We start from the raw sequence: 16,457 nt of genomic DNA on the forward strand, positions 1-16,457 counted from the left end.
AAATTAATAGCCAAGAAGGTAAAATATATATATTCAATTTTTACAATTTACACTAAATTTGGGAAACCCTCTTTTTATCTATAAATTTTCTCCGTTTGCTGAGATAACATCTTTATACCAATAGAACGATTTTTTTCTACTTCTTTCTAAAGTTCCAACACCGTTATCGTCTTTATCTACATAGATAAACCCATATCTTTTACTCATTTGACCAGTTCCAGCACTAACTAAATCTATACATCCCCAAGGAGTATAACCTATAAGTTCAACACCATCTTTGATTCCCTCTTTCATCTGTTCAATATGAAGTTTTAAATACTCTATACGATAATCATCATTTATACTTCCATCCGCTTCAACTTTATCCACTGCTCCTAGTCCATTTTCTACAATAAACAATGGCTTTCCATATCTATCATATAAATCGTTCATAGTCACTCTAAGTCCCACAGAATCAATTGTCCATCCCCACTCTGATTCTTTTAAGTATGGATTTCCTAAAGTTTTAAAAGCATTTCCAGGTTTTATATTTTTCATAACCTCTGGATCAGCACTTTTCAATCTACTCGAATAGTAACTAAATCCAATGTAATCAACAGTATTCTCTTTTAAAATTTTTCTATCCTCATCAGTTATATCCAATTTTATTCCCATCTCTTCAAACAATCTCTCTGAATATCTTGGGTATTCTCCCTTTGATTGAACGTCAATAAAGAAATAATTTTCCCTATTTGCTGCTTGAGCTATCAAAATATCATTTGGATGACAAGTATTTGGATATACAGTTCCTGCTGCTAACATACACCCTATCATATTCTCAGGGTCTATCTCATGACCAATTTTTGTAGCTAAGGCACTTGCTACAAGTTGATAGTGTGCTCCTTGATACATACATTGCTCTCTATTTTCTCCATCTTCAAAAACAAGACCTCCACCAAACGATGGTATATGAAGAATCATATTTATCTCATTGAATGTCATCCAATACTTTACTTTTCCTTTATATCTATTGAAAAGAACCTCACAATATCTAGTATAAAACTCTATCAATTTTCTATTTTTCCATCCGCCATATTTTTTTGTCAACTCTAAAGGAGTATCAAAATGATTTATTGTAATAACTGGCTCTATTCCATTTTTTATAAGCTCATCTATCAAAGAATCATAGAACTTTAACCCCTCTTCATTAGGCTCTAAATCATCTCCATTAGGAAATACTCTAGCCCAACAAATTGACGTTCTTAAACATTTGAATCCCATCTCTTTAAATAATTTTATATCCTCTTTATATCTATGGAAGAAATCTATTGAAACATGTGATGGATAATAGTCATAAGTTGTTTCTATTGTTTTTCTAACATCTGCTAAAGCCTCTTTTCTTACTGGAATTCCACCAGGTAATATATCCACAGGAGACAATCCTTTTCCTCCCTCTAAATAAGCTCCTTCACATTGGTTAGCAGCGACAGCTCCTCCCCATAAAAAGTTTTCTGGTATTATTTTTTTCATAACTCTCCTCCTATATAGTGCTTTCTATGCTAACGCCAATACGTTTTCTCCAACATTTACTTTTCCAAATTTTGAAACTACCACTTCTGTATAATCACTTGAATTTGTTACTATAACTGGAGTTGAGATATCAAATCCTTTTTTCATAACTGTATCTCTATCAAACTTTACTAAGATATCACCAGCTTTTACTGTATCTCCCTCTTTTACACAAGATTCAAAATGCTCTCCGTTTAATCTTACCGTATCTATACCAACATGAATCAAAATCTCTGTTCCATCTTTACCCTCTAATCCTATGGCGTGTTTCGTTGCAAAAATCGAACTCACCACTCCATCAATTGGAGAACTTATCTCCCCTATTTCAGGTACTATAGCATAACCTTTTCCTAAGCTTTCACTTGCAAAAGCATCATCTTTCACACTCGATAGCTCTATAACCTCTCCTTTTGCTATAGATTTAACTTGAATAACCCCATCTACAGGCATCTCTTTTTTAATTTTTATCTCATTTTCTTTAATCTCTTCAACACTTTCAGAATTTTCATTTGGAATATCCTCAAACCCTATTATAAACATTGATATAAACGCTGTTGAAAAGGCGATTACTGCTGCTATTGCTGCATGAACTATATTCATAGGTCTTGTTTCACTCAAAAATACTGGTAGTGATGCTAAACCTGGAATCCCTGTTGAGAAACGTACAACACCCATAACTCCACAATATAATCCTGCTAAACCTCCACCTAACATTACTGCTATAAGTGGTTTTTTCAATTTCATTGTAACTCCATACATAGCAGGTTCTGTTATTCCTAAACAAGCTGTAAATCCAGCACTTCCAGCAAGTTGCTTTAAATCTGCATTTTTAGTTTTTAATGCTACTGCTAGTGTTGCTCCTCCGTGGGCAATATTTGAAACTAACATCCCTGGACCTACAACCGTATCAAATCCATTTACTGCCAACTCATTAAACCCAATTGGAATTAATCCATAGTGCATTCCTATCATAACTAATAGCGGTGATGTTCCTCCTACAATTACTGGAATCAACCACGGAGCAAATCCATTTATTTTTTCCACTCCTAAAGCTAATCCTTCCCCTGCAATTGAACCCATTGGTCCTAATAGAAGAAAAGCAAGAGGTGTCATTATTAAAACTGTTAATAACGGCTTCGAGAAAAACTTTATAAACTTCGGTGAAACTCTATCTGCAAACTCTTCAACAAAAGACATAACATAAACAATTACTATAATTGGTACAACAGATGAAGCATAATTAACAAGCCTTAAAGGCATTCCTAAAAAATAAACCGCTTCTTTTGCATTTACTAGCGCCAAATAGTTTGGATGGATTAAGGCCCCTCCGACTAACATTCCCATATATGGATTACATTTAAACTTTATTGCTGCTGTATATCCTAAAACTACTGGGAAGAAGAAAAAGGCTGCATCCGCTACAAAGTTGAATATATAAAATGTCTGACTATCTTTATTTAACCATCCAAAAGTAGTTGCTAATACCAAAACTGCTTTTAACATTCCTGCTGCTGTAAGTGGTGGGATAATCGGTGTAAATATTCCTGAGATTACTTCAAAGAATCCTACAAGCCCTCTTTTTTTCTCAGAAGAATTACCTTCAGTTTCAATAGTTCCTATGATTTTTATAATCTCCTTATAAACTTTTGAAACCTCACTTCCAATGATAACTTGAAACTGACCATTGCTATCAGCTATTCCAATAACTCCTTTTGCAACTTTAATCTTATCGACATCAACCTTTTTACACTCTTTCAAGTTAAATCTCAGTCTTGTTGCACAGTGAGTTACGTTTGAAATATTTTCCTTTCCTCCAACATTTTCTAAAATCAATTTTCCTAACTCTTGATACATAACACATTCCTCCATTTAATTTTTTATAAATGGGTCTTGCCTGATATAGAAAATAAAAAACCTAAGCAAATAGAAAAATAAATCTCTATCTCGCTTAGGTTTTGCCTTCTTACAGTAACAATCCTGTTTTATATGTTTTTTTGTTTGTTTTATAATTTAACTTATAGTAACACATTACTTTTCGCATGTCAAACTTTTTTAGTTTTTTTCGTTCTTAATTTTTACAATTTGTAGAGTTAACAAGACTCTTTCGTCTATATTCAATAGATATTTATATTTTCTTTCTATGAATTCAGTTATCTTTTCAACGCAATAATACTCTCTTGGAAAACTTTTTGTAGTTGCAATATACACCTGATCATACTCTCCAATATCTTTAGATTTTCTGTTATTTACAACCTTTTGGGCTAAAAACTTTATATTATTTATAAAATAATAACAAGATTGAGTCTCTTCATCCAAATCTAGCAATAGATTATATTTTACAATATTTAAAATCTCATTTATCAATTTTGTTATATCGATTACATTTGGAATTGTTTCTTTCAATTTAGCATTGATTATATGTGTCGCAATAAAAGCCGCCTCATCCTCAGGCATCTGAATTTTCAACTCCTCTTTTATAACTTCTAATGCATATAGTCCAACTTCAAACTCATCTTTATACAATCTTTTTATATCCCACAAAAGTCCATTTACTAACTCTCCAGAAGTTATAAATCTTTCCACTGATCTATAAATGTGATCAGCTATCCCTATATACGTGATATCATTCAACTCTTTTTTAAAAACTTCATTTGTATATCTTGCTATTTTATCAGTTATTCTAATATACTCAATCGGAATTTCATCCAGTAAAACTTGTATTTTTTTCTTTGTTTGATTATCTGAAGATACAAAAACTTTTTCTATCAAAGACTCATCCAATTCATCCCCAATTTTTTTCTTAAACGCTATTCCACAACCAGCAACAATAATCTCTTGCCCATCTATATTTTCTGAAATTGCAACATTATTATTCAAAATTTTCTTTATTCTCACTGTTCCCCACTCCATAAAAAAATTTGTTTTCCGAAAGTATAGCACACTTTTAGAAAAAAAAGTCATATTTTTTTTTAAAAAAATTAAAATTTTGTTTCAAATTTATTTCAACTCCTGTATAATCAACTAATATTCTTTAATAAATATTTTTTAAGGTGGTGTAAATTTTTTATGAAAACAGTTATAAAAAAATTTGATGAACTTTCATCTTCTGAACTTTATGAAATACTGAAAGTGAGAGCAGAAGTTTTTGTAGTAGAACAAAATTGTCCTTACAACGACGTAGATGGAAAAGATTATAAATCAACACATATTATGATAAAAAAGAATGATGCTATCGCTGCATATATAAGAACTATTCCAGCTGGAATATCTTATGAAACTTCATCTTTTGGAAGAGTTCTAGTTTCGAAGGAATTTAGAGGAGAAGGACTTGCAAAACTTATCGTTGAAGCTGCTATAAAACAACTTTTTGAGATTGAAAAAGTTGACGCTATCACTATAGGGGCACAACATTATTTAGAAAAATTCTATTCATCTTTTGGTTTTAAAACTATTTCTGAAGTATATTTAGAAGACGATATTCCACATGTTGATATGCTATTAGTTAAAAAATAAAATAATTTAATCTTTTTAAAACTTTTTTATAAAACCTGTGGTCTAAATATTATAATAAAGTGTTAATAAAATAATTTAATCCCCCCCGAAAGACCTCTGTACTCCCCCCCACAGAGGTCTTTCACTTTTTTGTAAAAAACAAGTTAAATTACCTCTTTTTTACCATTTTTTAATTTCTATTTAACCCTCATAAGATAAGCTAAAAAAACAAGGTAAAATAAAGGAGGGAAACTTATGAACATTGGTATTAACTATAAATATAGAGATGACTTTCAAGATTATTGCAAAAATTTTATTGAAAAAAATAACATTAAACACCTAGAAATAAATTGGTATAAACATGATTGCTTAAATAAAGAATATGAAGACGAGTATCTAAAACAAATTCAATTTTTAAAAAATACATACAATATAAAATTCTCATTACATTTTCCAACATTTTATGATTTTGGTAGTAGAATTCCATTTTTTAGATACATTATAAAGGAACACCTTAAAGAGTGTTTGACTTACGCTAACTCTTTTGGAATAGATTTAATCGTTATACATCCTGGTACAATTGGACAAATGGATATTCCTAAAAATAATCGTTTCGTCTCACAAAGACTTCTTTTAGATATTGCTCATAGTAAAAAAAGTGAGATAAAAAAACTAAGTCTTGAAATTTTTGATTTTATCAAATCTGAAATTGAAAAAAATAACTACAAACTTAAAATCGCTATTGAAAATCTTGTTTTAGATAATGAAATTTGTGTAAAATCTAAAGATTTAATCTCTTTAATAAAAGAGATTAAATCAGATTCTTTTGGAATTTGTTTGAACTATGCTCATGCTCATAGATCAGGACAGGATTTAATAGAATATACACATGATGTTAAAGATTATTTATTACATACCCATGTCAGTGACAATGATGGAAAATGTGATCTTCATAGTTTTCCGGAAGCTGAAGGATGCAATCTTCCTTGGGATGATATCTTTAATGTTCTTCAAGAGATTGAATATGATAAAGCTATGATCGCTGAAGTACTCTCTGAAAATATTGAAGTTTTCAACTTCACAATAGATTTTTTAAAAATAAATAAATAATTTTTTATTTTTAAAACTTTTTTATAAAACCTGTGGTCTAAATATTATAATAAAGTGTTAATAAAATAATTTAATCCCCCCCGAAAGACCTCTGTCCCCCCCACAGAGGTCTTTCATTTTTTTGAATAATTGTTCTATAAAAAAACATTTTATTTTTTTTACATAGATGATATAATATTTTTTATAAATATTTTATGAGGGGGTATTAAAAATGAAAAAAACAAACGATAAAAAGGATTTTTTCATAAAGTATTTGGATAAAGTAGAAAAGGTTGGAAACTCCCTTCCTCATCCTGCATCCATATTTTTTATTCTTACACTAATTGTTGCAATTGCATCTATGCTTGCTACAAAAGCTGGTATTCAAGTAACATATGAAGTGTTTGATGCTAAACAACAACAGATGGTTGAATCAACGGTTAAAGCTATTAATATTTTAAGTGTTGATGGAATAAGATTTATGATACCAAAAGTTGTTAGTAATTTTACTAGTTTTTTTGCTTTAGGAACTGTTTTTACTGTTATGCTTGGGGTTGGAGTAGCTGAAGGAACTGGACTTTTAAGTACACTTCTTAGAAAAGCTGCACATTCAACTCACAGTAGAGCTCTTGCTTATGTTGTTGTGTTTTTAGGAATTATCTCTAATGTAGCATCATCTGCTGGATATGTTGTTCTTGTTCCACTTGGAGCAGTTTTATTCATGAGTTTTAAAAGACATCCTATCGCTGGGCTAGCTGCAACTTTCGCAGGTGTTTCTGGTGGATGGAGTGCAAATATTCTTTTAGGAACTAACGATCCTGTTTTTGCAGGACTATCAACTCAAGCTATGGCTATGATTAATCCTAACTATGTTGTACATCCAACAGGAAACTGGTACATATCTATCGCTTCAACAATTTTAATCACTTTTATAGGTGGTTTTATTACAGAAAAAATCGTTGAACCAAGATTACCTGCTTATGATTATTCTAAATTCATTCACAGTGATAGTATAACTTCGGAAGAGGAGAAAGGTACAAAATGGGCTTTAACATCTTTAGTTATTTATATCTTTATTGTACTTATGATGCTTTTACCACAAAACTCTATTTTAAGAAATCCTCAAACAGGAGCAATCATGCAATCTCCTTTCATGAGTGGAATTATTTTCTTTATGATGCTATTCTTCTTAATTCCTGGAATTGCTTTTGGAATTGGGGCTAACAAAATTAAAAATGATAAAGATATTATAAATTTAATGATCAAAAGTATTTCTGGACTTTCTGGATTCTTTGTTCTAATATTCTTTGCCGCACAATTTGTTGCATTCTTTACTTATTCAAACTTAGGAACAATCATATCTGTTAAGGGTGCTGAGCTTCTTCAAAGAACAGGATTTGTTGGACTTCCTTTAATTATAAGCTTTATAGCTTTTACTGCTTTTATCAATATTTTCATGGCAGTAGATACCGCAAAATGGGCTTTGATGGCACCTATATTTGTTCCAATGTTTTATAAAGTTGGACTTTCTCCAGAGTTAACTCAGATGGCTTATAGAATTGGAGATTCTAGTACAAACATTGTTTCACCACTTATGCCATTTTTCCCATTAATTGTAGCATTTGCTCAAAAGTATGACGAGGAATCTGGTATGGGAACCTTAGTTTCAACAATGCTTCCTTACTCTTTGGCATTTTTAATTGGATGGTCTTTACTTTTAGCAGTTTGGTATATGCTTGGGCTTCCTTTAGGACCTGGAGCACTTCCATTAGTTTAATTAAAAGGAGTTCTTTATGAGAGATACAGAAAAACAATTTAGAGAAATTGTTTCTTCAACGTTGAGTCTTGATTTTATTTTAATTTCATCACCTGAAAATTTTTATTATATCTCAGGTTATTCATCACACCAACATACCGTTTCAAGAATGGCAAACATGGCTTGTATATTAATGAATTTTAATCCAAAAAATATTTTTACTAAACTTATGGTTATGGATTATGAATATCAAAATGTACTTAAATATTTAAAAGATGAAGATTATCAAGTTGTTTCTTATGACACTTGGGTTGGTGTTAAATCTGAAGAGGAGATCTCAGAAAATAAAACTTTAGTCAAAAATGCTAAGAAAACAATTTTTAATCATATAATTAATGAAATGGATTTATCTGAAAATATTAAAATTGGAATAGAAAAAGATTTTGTTCCAATTAATTTTTTCACACAACTCCAAACTTTACTTCCAAATGCAGAATTTATAGATATCTCTAGCCATCTTGTAAAATCAAGAAGTGTAAAAACGAAAGAGGAGATTTTAATTTTTAAAGAACTTATCAATATTCAAGATAATGCTCTTTTAAAAGTTATGAATAATTTAAATATAGGTATTACGGAAAAGGAGTTATCTGAAATTTATATAAATGATGTAATGAAAAATACAAATGTTTTTCCTAGTAGCTGGAGTATGTTTTCTATTGGCGAAAATGCAAGTATCCTAGGTTTACCTTCTGAAAAAATATTAACTGATGGTGATGTTTTTAAATATGATGGAGGAGTTAATAAACCTTTTGAATTTTATACAACAGATTTTGCTAGATCATGGATTGTTGGAACTAAAAATCCGATGCTTGTTGAACTTAAAGAAAAACTATTTGAAGCACAAAGGTTGATGATTTCAAATATGAAACCTGGAGTTAAGATAAAGGATATATTCAACATTGGATTTGAATGTGTTAAGACTAAATATCCTCAGTATGAAAGAGGACATTTAGGACACAGTATTAGCTTGGGGCCTTCTACTTGGGAGGCACCACTTATAACATCTTCCGAAGAAAGAGTTCTTGAAAAAGGAATGATTCTTTGTGTTGAAGTCCCTTTATATATAAAAAAATTAGGTGGTTTCAATATTGAAGATATGGTTTTAATTACTGAAGATGGAGCTGAAATTTTGAGTAATTTAACTCCCCATTTCGGAGCTGGATATATTTTTTAACAAAAAAGAAAAGAGGATTTCCAAAATTTGGAGATTCTCTTCTCTTTTTTTATAACAAATTATACTTAATTTCTGTTATCTATAACACCTCAATTAGAGAGGTATTTTAGTTTTAAATTTTATCAAAAATTTGCATTTTTTGAAGGTAATAGCTTATTTTTATATACTTACTCAATTAGAGAGGATTTATAATGTTTTAAGAAAATATTCTCCAAAAAAACGAGCCTTTTAAATCGATTTTAAGACCTTTGGTTTTTTGATCTCTTATAAAATTAAAGATTAATCATTTTGAAGACCTTTAAAACTCATTTTAAACGTTCTTTTGTAGAGCTTAAAAATCTAAAAACAAACATTTTTTAAATAAATTTGATTTTTTTGATTTTTTGAGCTATATAATTTATTAATGTATTTTTAAATAATAATAAATTTTAATTATGGAGGTATATGATGAGTAATGCTACAACTTTAAAAAAAATAGATTTAACAAAATATTTTTTTCTAAATTTTATTGGTATCTTTATGTTTTTTATTCCAATTACTTTAAAAAATAAAAATACTATTCCTTTAGATCACATTGCAAGTTTTATAGTTTCAAGTTTTCCTAACTTTATTAAAATCTATGTTTTATTTTTAATGGCAATCGGTGCTCTTAACCCTATTATACAAAAAAAATGGCTAAAAAATAAGACTACATTTATTTTTACCTCTATAAAAATTTTCGGATTATTAATTGGAACTTTAACTTTTTTTAATGTTGGTCCTGATTATTTATTTGAAAAAGATATGTTGCCTTTTTTATTTGACAAGCTTGTAACACCTTTGAGCGTTGTTATTCCTCTTGGTGGAGCTTTCATTATGTTTCTTGTAGGCTTTGGATTACTTGAATTTATGGGGATACTCATGGAAAAAGTAATGAACCCCATTTTCAATACTCCTGGAAAATCTTCTATTGACGCTGTTGCTTCATTTGTAGGATCATATTCTATCGGATTACTTATCACAAATAAAGTTTATACCGATGGAAAATATACTTTAAAAGAAGCTGCTATAATCGCAACAGGATTTTCTACTGTTTCAGCTACTTTTATGATTGTCGTTGCAAAAACTTTAAATTTAACTGAGATTTGGAACTTCTATTTCTGGACTTGTATCATTATAACTTTTCTTGTAACAGCTATAACAGTTCGGATTTTTCCATTAAATAAAATTCCAAATACATACTATCAAAATAATAAATTTGAAGAGGAGGAAATAATTCAAGGTAATCTATTTAAAAAAGCTTTAATTTCAGGAGTTAATAGTGCTAAAAAAAATAATGACTCTATCTTAACTCAATTTCTTAAAAATTATAAAGATGGATTTATTATAACCGCTGGAATTTTACCATCAATCATGTCGATAGGTCTTCTTGGATTAATTTTAGCTAAATATACCCCTATTTTTGATTTTATGGGATATATATATCTTCCTTTTACTAAAATTTTAGGTTTTAATAATCCTGAATTAGTAGCTAAAGCTTTATCTACAAGTATTGCGGAGATGTTCCTGCCTGCAATGTTTGTTACTCAAGAAAACTTAATTACAAGATATGTTGTTGCTATTGTTTCTATCTCTGAAATTTTATTTTTCTCTGCTTCTATTCCTTGTATTTTATCTACTGATATAAAAATTAAAATAACTGATTTAATTATAATTTGGATTCAGAGAGTTATTTTTTCTTTAATTCTTGCAACAATATTTGGATATATTTTTCTTTAAATAGATAAAGAAGCAGTTCAAAATTTAGAACTGCTTCTTTTCTCATATCTTATAAAGATTCTGCTTCTACACTTCCAAAACTATCCTCTTCTACTTCTACTATTTCAGATTCTGTCTTAGCTACAATCAAAGTACAAACAGCATCTCCAGTAACATTTACAACAGTTCTTAACATATCTAAAAGTCTATCTATCCCCATTATTAAAGCTATTCCATCTAAAGGTAATCCTATTTCAGTCAATACCATACCTAACATTATAAGTCCAACCCCAGGAACCCCCGCCGTTCCTATCGATGCTAAAGTTGCTGTAAAAATAACTGTTATATAATTTCCCATAGTTAATTCAACACCATAAGCTTGCGCTATAAATACTGTAGCCATACCTTGCATTATTGCTGTTCCATCCATATTTATCGTACTTCCTAAAGGAATAGTAAATGATGAAATACTTTTAGAAACTCCAAAATTTTCTTGCATAGCTTTTAAAGATGTTGGTATTGTAGCATTACTCGAAGAAGTCGAAAATGCAACGACCATTGTTGAAGCATATTTTTTTACAAATTTTATTGGATTATATCTTGCAACCAAAACAAGTAAACCTTGATAAGTAATTAAATAATGAATAATCAGTGCTGCAATAACACCTAAGAAATATTTTAGTAGAGGTAACATAGCTGCATATCCTAGTGTTGTAAATGTTTTAGCTATCAGTCCATAAACTCCATAAGGTGCAAGCTTCATAATAAGTTCAACCAGCTTTAGCATAAGATTGTTTGCTTCTTCAATGCCTTTTTTTATAGTTTTAACTCTATCTCCTAAAAGAGATATTCCAACTCCACAAAGTATTGCAAATACTATTATTTGAAGCATATCACCTTTTGTCATCGCCTCAACAGGATTCACAGGAATCATTCCAAGAAGTATATCTACGAAAGGCTTACTTTCTCCTACGCTAACTTTTGAAGCTACTATATCAGAAAGTACAATCCCTTTTCCTGGATTTATTATATTTCCTAATCCTAAAGCTAATGTTATCGCAACCGCTGTTGTTCCAAGATAAAAAGCTAATATTTTAACTCCAACTCTTCCCAATTTTCTAACATCTTCAACCCCTGCAGCTCCAACCGTTAAAGAACAAAATACTAGAGGAACTACTATCATTCTTATAGCTCTCATAAATCCTGAACCTAAAAAACTAAATAAAAAATTAATAAGATATGTTTCTACAAATGCATTTCCTTTCATTGGATGTAGAACTAAACCTGTTATAATACCTAAAACTAATGATACAAAGATTTTGCTTGTTAAACTTAAACTCAATTTTTTCATTTCGTTTCCCTCCAACTATTTTTTTTATTTATCATTTTTTATTTTTTCATTTATCCATTATATTATATAAAAGTTTTATTTTCAAGAAAAATAAAAAATAATTTTCATAAAAAATAAAAATAAAAAAAGACAAAGAAATAATTCTCTGTCTTTAACTTTAAAACCTATCTTCCTCCAACTACGATGTCACTTATTTTAACACGCGGTTGCCCCACATTGGCAGGAATACTTCCTGAAACCGATCCACACATACCCTGACCATGAGATAAATTATCTCCAACCATCTCGATTTTATGAAGTACTTCTGGACCATTTCCTATTAGAGTTGCTCCTCTTACAGGCTCAGTAATTTTTCCATTTTCTATTAAATATCCCTCCATTATTGAGAAATTGAAATCTCCAGTACTTGGATTAACAGAACCTCCACCCATATATTTAGCGTAGATTCCATTTTCAACACCAGCTAACATCTCCTCTAAAGATGAAGTTCCATTCAGAATAAATGTATTTGTCATTCTAGAAGTTGGAGCATATTTATACGACTCTCTTCTTGCACTTCCCGTGCTTTCAACTCCCATTCTTCTTCCATTTAGTTTATCAACCATATAACCTTTTAAAATTCCATTTTCTATTAAAAGATTTCTCTTAGTTGGTGTTCCTTCATCATCAATATTTGATGATCCCCATTCATTTACTAATGTACCATCATCTACTGCTGACACAACATCACTTGCAACCTTTTCACCTAATTTTCCAGCAAACACTGAAAGACCTTTTGCTACACTCGTAGCTTCTAATCCATGCCCACAAGCTTCATGGAAAATAACACCACCAAATTCATTTTCTATAATAACAGGCATCTTTCCACTTGGTGCATATTTTGCACCAAGCATAGTTTTAGCTATTCTCGAAGCTTCTCTTGCATATTTTTTTACATCTATCTCTTTAAAAAACTCAAATCCTTTTGCTGCTCCTGGTCTATATGATCCTGTTTGCATATCATTCATATCAGAAGCTATACTTTCTATTCCCAATCTACTTCTTGTTCTACTATCCTCTGCCCAAACACCTTCAGAATTCGCAACCAAAATATTTTGAGTTGAATCTCCGTAGTTTATTCTAACTTGACTTATACACTCATCATAGTTTTTTGCTGCTTCGTAAGCTTCTTTCATAATTAAAATTTTATCATCTTTTAATACGCTTCCGGGTGCTAAAACAATTTTATGTCTATTCTCTATATCTTGCTTAACAAGGTTTATAACAATATCCTCTTTTGTTCCTTTTATAGCCTTTGCTGCTTTTTGAGCTGTTTTTAATAAATTTTCTCTGTTCATATCATTTGTATAAGCATAAACAGAAAAAACTCCTTTGAATATTCTTATTCCAACTCCAAAATCTTTTCCTGATATTGCTTGCTCAACTTTTCCATCAACTAAATAAAATGAATCTCCTCTTTTATCTTCAACAAAAACTTCAGCAAAATCTCCACCAGTACAAAGAGCTTCATTTAATATATCTTCAACTAAAAACTTATCTATCATATCTCTTTCTCTCCTTTTATTCCATTTTACTAGAGTATACCACATGATTTTTTTTTTAGAAAGATGCTTAATTTTAGAATTTCCTCTTTATATTTTAAAAGTTAAAGGGTATAATCCTATTAACTACTATTTTTGGAGGAATTTATGGAAACAAAATTATTTATAGATAAAGTTTTTGAAACTGCTGAAAATTTAAAATTAGAGGAGTTTGAAATCTATTTTACATCTTCAGAGAGTGAAACTATTAAAGTATTCAAAGGAGAGGTTGATACTTATAGCAACTCTCAAAACATGGGAATCTCTTTCAGAACTAAAGTTGATGGGAAAATGGGATACTCATATACTGAATCTCTTGAAGAGGAGGATATCTTACCTCTAATCGAAAGAGCAATTTCAAACGGTAAAATTATTGAAAATCTAGATGTTATAGAAACTTACGGAGAGAAAAAAGAATATGAAAAAATAGATTCTTTCAGTTCGTCTTTAGAAGATATCTCTGTTGAAGAAAAAATAGAGTTTCTTTTAAAAGCTGAAAAGACAGCTTTAGAGATGGACAACAGAATAAAAAGTGTAAATTACTGTATGATGGGAAGCGGTAAGGGAGAAAATATAATAAAAAATTCCAAAGGTTTAGACTTATATCATAAAGGTAACTCAATTTACACTTACTTAGCTGTTGTTGCTCAAGATGGTGATTCTATAAAAAATGATGCCGCTTATATCGTGGCTAAAAATTTCTCAGATATGGACCCTATTAAATTAGCCACAGAGGCTGTTACAAAAGCTTTAAATAAATTAAACTCTGTATCTATAGAAAGTAAAGAGTATGATATTATTATTGAAAATGATACTTTTGCTGATCTCTTAGGTTCTATGAGTGGAATATTTTCTGCCGAAGCTGTCCAAAAGGGTGTTTCAAAATTCAAAGGAAAACTTAATGAAGTAGTTGCAAATCCTTTAGTCACAATTATTGATAATCCTCATCTCAAAGATGGTTATGGAAGTGCTCCTTTTGATGCAGAGGGTGTTCCAACAAAACCTAAAAACTTAATCGAAAATGGAATTTTAAAAACATATATACACAATCTTAAAACTAGTAAAAAAGATGGTGTTGAAACTACAGGAAATGCAGCTAAAGGTGGGTATAAAGGAACTATGGGAATATCTACATTTAATCTTTACTTAAATAAAGGGGAAAATAGTTTTGAAACTCTTCTTAATAAAATTCAAAACGGTATACTTATAACTGGTTTTTCTGGTTTACACTCTGGATTAAACTCTATCTCTGGAGATTTTTCTCTTGCTACAGAGGGATTCCTTATAGAAAACGGGGCTATTACAAAACCATTAAACCAAATAACAGCTGCTGGAAACTTCTTTGAACTTTTAAAAAATATTGAATTTATTGGAAGTGATCTAAAGTTTAATCTATCAGGTGTTGGTTCTCCTTCAGTCCTGATAAAAAATATAAGTATTTCATCATAATATAACCGTGGGAGGTAAATATATGGATAAAATTAAAAATATTGATGCTTTGATTCTTGCTGGTGGAAAAAGTTCTAGAATGAACTTTCTAGACAAAGCCCTACTTAAATATGACAAGAGTAGAACCTTTTTAGAAAAAATAACTGATGATCTTGAAAAATTTGAAAACATTATGGTTTCAATAAATAAAAATCAGAACTTTTTAATACCTAGAGGAACAATAGTTACTGATAGCTCTGAAAACTCAGGACCTATTGAAGGAATATACCAAGGACTTTTAAGTACAAAATCAGACTTTATTTTTGTTACAACTTGTGACATGCCAAATATTACAAAAGAGTTTGTTGATTTTATTTTACAATTTGCCTCACACGACTACGATGCTGTAATAATTAAAGATAGCAAAGGGAAAACTTATCCACTATTTGGAATCTATAATAAAAGTTCTTTGAGTACTATCGAAGGACTTATTATGGATAAAAACTACAGACTTCAAGATCTTTTAGCTGAGCTGAATGTAAAATATATATCTTTAAGTAATACTACCTTTGACTCTCATAGACTCCTAAAAAGTATTGATACTGAGGAAGAATTGAAATTTAACTCTATTTTTCTAGGACATACACCTTTTATAGCTATCTGTGGTGCAAAAAATAGTGGAAAAACTATGTTGATTGAAGAACTATTAAAACATTTTAATGATGCTGGTTACAAAGTTGGAACTATAAAATTTAGTCCTGAATATGACTTGGGTGCTTTAGACAAAGATGTAAATAGATATAATAAAGGTGGCGCAAAGGGAAGCCTACTTTTCTCTAAAAATAGTTACATTCTTCTGAAAGATCGAATAAATAATAATTTTTTCCAATACTTAAGCTATTTTAAAGATTTTGATATTGTATTGTTAGAGGATTTCAAACACGAACCTTTCCCTAAAATAGAGATTTTAAAAGAGGGTGTTTCTCTTTCACCATCGGCAAATCCTACTAATCTTTTATTTTATGTGAGTGATTCAGCTGAAATCTTAGAAAATGATTCAACTAAATCTATAAATCTAAAAGATACAATCTCTATTTTTAAAGAGATTTTAAAAATTACAAATCTATAGAATAAAAAAAAGACGTAGAAATACGTCTTTAAATTTCTTTAATGGCGGGAGTGACGAGGGTCGAACTCGCGACCTCATGCGTGACAGGCATGCGCTCTAACCAACTGAGCTAC

12 protein-coding genes are annotated in these 16,457 nt (G+C 30.0%); 7 read left to right on the forward strand and 5 right to left on the reverse strand.

What is annotated here, in order from left to right:
- Positions 1 to 78: 78 nt before the first annotated feature.
- The 3 genes from L992_RS10565 to L992_RS10575 all read right to left on the reverse strand — a co-directional run bounded on the left by L992_RS10565 (position 79) and on the right by L992_RS10575 (position 4,458).
- On the reverse strand, positions 79 to 1,509 hold the full coding sequence (locus L992_RS10565; protein WP_047396157.1) for a 6-phospho-beta-glucosidase: 1,431 nt from the start codon (positions 1,507 to 1,509) through the stop codon (positions 79 to 81).
- A gap of 24 nt (positions 1,510 to 1,533) precedes the next feature.
- The gene (locus L992_RS10570; RefSeq protein ID WP_156110688.1) at positions 1,534 to 3,402 is read right to left on the reverse strand and encodes a beta-glucoside-specific PTS transporter subunit IIABC; all 1,869 of its coding nucleotides are present in this window, start codon (positions 3,400 to 3,402) and stop codon (positions 1,534 to 1,536) included.
- Positions 3,403 to 3,600: 198 nt separating this feature from the next.
- On the reverse strand, positions 3,601 to 4,458 hold the full coding sequence (locus L992_RS10575; RefSeq protein ID WP_197053420.1) for a PRD domain-containing protein: 858 nt from the start codon (positions 4,456 to 4,458) through the stop codon (positions 3,601 to 3,603).
- A gap of 156 nt (positions 4,459 to 4,614) precedes the next feature.
- Here L992_RS10575 and L992_RS10580 point away from each other — a divergent pair, with 156 nt between their 5' ends.
- The 5 genes from L992_RS10580 (at position 4,615) to L992_RS10600 (ending at position 10,877) form a co-directional block, all read left to right on the forward strand.
- Entirely contained in the window at positions 4,615 to 5,061 is a 447-nt protein-coding gene (locus L992_RS10580; protein ID WP_047384086.1) for a GNAT family N-acetyltransferase, read from the forward strand.
- Positions 5,062 to 5,295: 234 nt separating this feature from the next.
- Positions 5,296 to 6,150, forward strand: a complete 855-nt coding sequence (locus L992_RS10585; RefSeq protein ID WP_047384087.1) for a sugar phosphate isomerase/epimerase family protein — start codon at positions 5,296 to 5,298, stop codon at positions 6,148 to 6,150.
- A 211-nt stretch (positions 6,151 to 6,361) separates the two neighbouring features.
- The gene (locus L992_RS10590; protein ID WP_047396163.1) at positions 6,362 to 7,906 is read left to right on the forward strand and encodes an AbgT family transporter; all 1,545 of its coding nucleotides are present in this window, start codon (positions 6,362 to 6,364) and stop codon (positions 7,904 to 7,906) included.
- A 16-nt stretch (positions 7,907 to 7,922) separates the two neighbouring features.
- Positions 7,923 to 9,119 carry a Xaa-Pro peptidase family protein gene (locus L992_RS10595; protein WP_047396166.1) on the forward strand — a complete coding sequence of 399 codons (1,197 nt, stop codon included), beginning with the start codon at positions 7,923 to 7,925 and terminating at the stop codon, positions 9,117 to 9,119.
- A 447-nt stretch (positions 9,120 to 9,566) separates the two neighbouring features.
- Positions 9,567 to 10,877: a YjiH family protein gene (locus L992_RS10600; RefSeq protein ID WP_047396168.1), complete on the forward strand. Its 1,311-nt coding sequence runs from the start codon at positions 9,567 to 9,569 to the stop codon at positions 10,875 to 10,877.
- Between the two features lie 49 nt (positions 10,878 to 10,926).
- Here the strand turns inward: L992_RS10600 and L992_RS10605 are convergent, their stop codons facing one another.
- Both L992_RS10605 and L992_RS10610 read right to left on the reverse strand, forming a co-directional pair.
- Entirely contained in the window at positions 10,927 to 12,207 is a 1,281-nt protein-coding gene (locus L992_RS10605; RefSeq protein WP_081982882.1) for a dicarboxylate/amino acid:cation symporter, read from the reverse strand.
- A gap of 164 nt (positions 12,208 to 12,371) precedes the next feature.
- Positions 12,372 to 13,751 (reverse strand): TldD/PmbA family protein, encoded by a 1,380-nt coding sequence (locus L992_RS10610; protein ID WP_047396171.1) that lies wholly within the window; start codon positions 13,749 to 13,751, stop codon positions 12,372 to 12,374.
- A 144-nt stretch (positions 13,752 to 13,895) separates the two neighbouring features.
- Between L992_RS10610 and L992_RS10615 the strand changes: the two genes are divergently transcribed.
- Both L992_RS10615 and mobB read left to right on the forward strand, forming a co-directional pair.
- Positions 13,896 to 15,236, forward strand: a complete 1,341-nt coding sequence (locus L992_RS10615) for a TldD/PmbA family protein (RefSeq protein WP_047384097.1) — start codon at positions 13,896 to 13,898, stop codon at positions 15,234 to 15,236.
- A 22-nt stretch (positions 15,237 to 15,258) separates the two neighbouring features.
- Positions 15,259 to 16,344, forward strand: a complete 1,086-nt coding sequence (gene mobB / locus L992_RS13185; protein ID WP_052191816.1) for a molybdopterin-guanine dinucleotide biosynthesis protein B — start codon at positions 15,259 to 15,261, stop codon at positions 16,342 to 16,344.
- Positions 16,345 to 16,457 lie beyond the last annotated feature (113 nt).

The sequence above is a fragment of the Cetobacterium sp. ZOR0034 genome, assembly GCF_000799075.1.
In the GTDB taxonomy this organism is placed as follows: domain Bacteria; phylum Fusobacteriota; class Fusobacteriia; order Fusobacteriales; family Fusobacteriaceae; genus Cetobacterium_A.

Bases quoted from the DNA above. Each gene is read 5' to 3' on its own strand.
- L992_RS10565 (WP_047396157.1), bottom strand. From the start codon at position 1,509: ATGAAAAAAATAATACCAGAAAACTTTTTATGGGGAGGAGCTGTCGCT.
- L992_RS10615 (WP_047384097.1), top strand. From the start codon at position 13,896: ATGGAAACAAAATTATTTATAGATAAAGTTTTTGAAACTGCTGAAAAT.
- L992_RS10590 (WP_047396163.1), top strand. From the start codon at position 6,362: ATGAAAAAAACAAACGATAAAAAGGATTTTTTCATAAAGTATTTGGAT.
- mobB (WP_052191816.1), top strand. From the start codon at position 15,259: ATGGATAAAATTAAAAATATTGATGCTTTGATTCTTGCTGGTGGAAAA.
- L992_RS10600 (WP_047396168.1), top strand. From the start codon at position 9,567: ATGAGTAATGCTACAACTTTAAAAAAAATAGATTTAACAAAATATTTT.
- L992_RS10575 (WP_197053420.1), bottom strand. From the start codon at position 4,458: ATGGAGTGGGGAACAGTGAGAATAAAGAAAATTTTGAATAATAATGTT.
- L992_RS10610 (WP_047396171.1), bottom strand. From the start codon at position 13,751: ATGATAGATAAGTTTTTAGTTGAAGATATATTAAATGAAGCTCTTTGT.
- L992_RS10580 (WP_047384086.1), top strand. From the start codon at position 4,615: ATGAAAACAGTTATAAAAAAATTTGATGAACTTTCATCTTCTGAACTT.
- L992_RS10585 (WP_047384087.1), top strand. From the start codon at position 5,296: ATGAACATTGGTATTAACTATAAATATAGAGATGACTTTCAAGATTAT.
- L992_RS10595 (WP_047396166.1), top strand. From the start codon at position 7,923: ATGAGAGATACAGAAAAACAATTTAGAGAAATTGTTTCTTCAACGTTG.
- L992_RS10570 (WP_156110688.1), bottom strand. From the start codon at position 3,402: ATGTATCAAGAGTTAGGAAAATTGATTTTAGAAAATGTTGGAGGAAAG.
- L992_RS10605 (WP_081982882.1), bottom strand. From the start codon at position 12,207: ATGAAAAAATTGAGTTTAAGTTTAACAAGCAAAATCTTTGTATCATTA.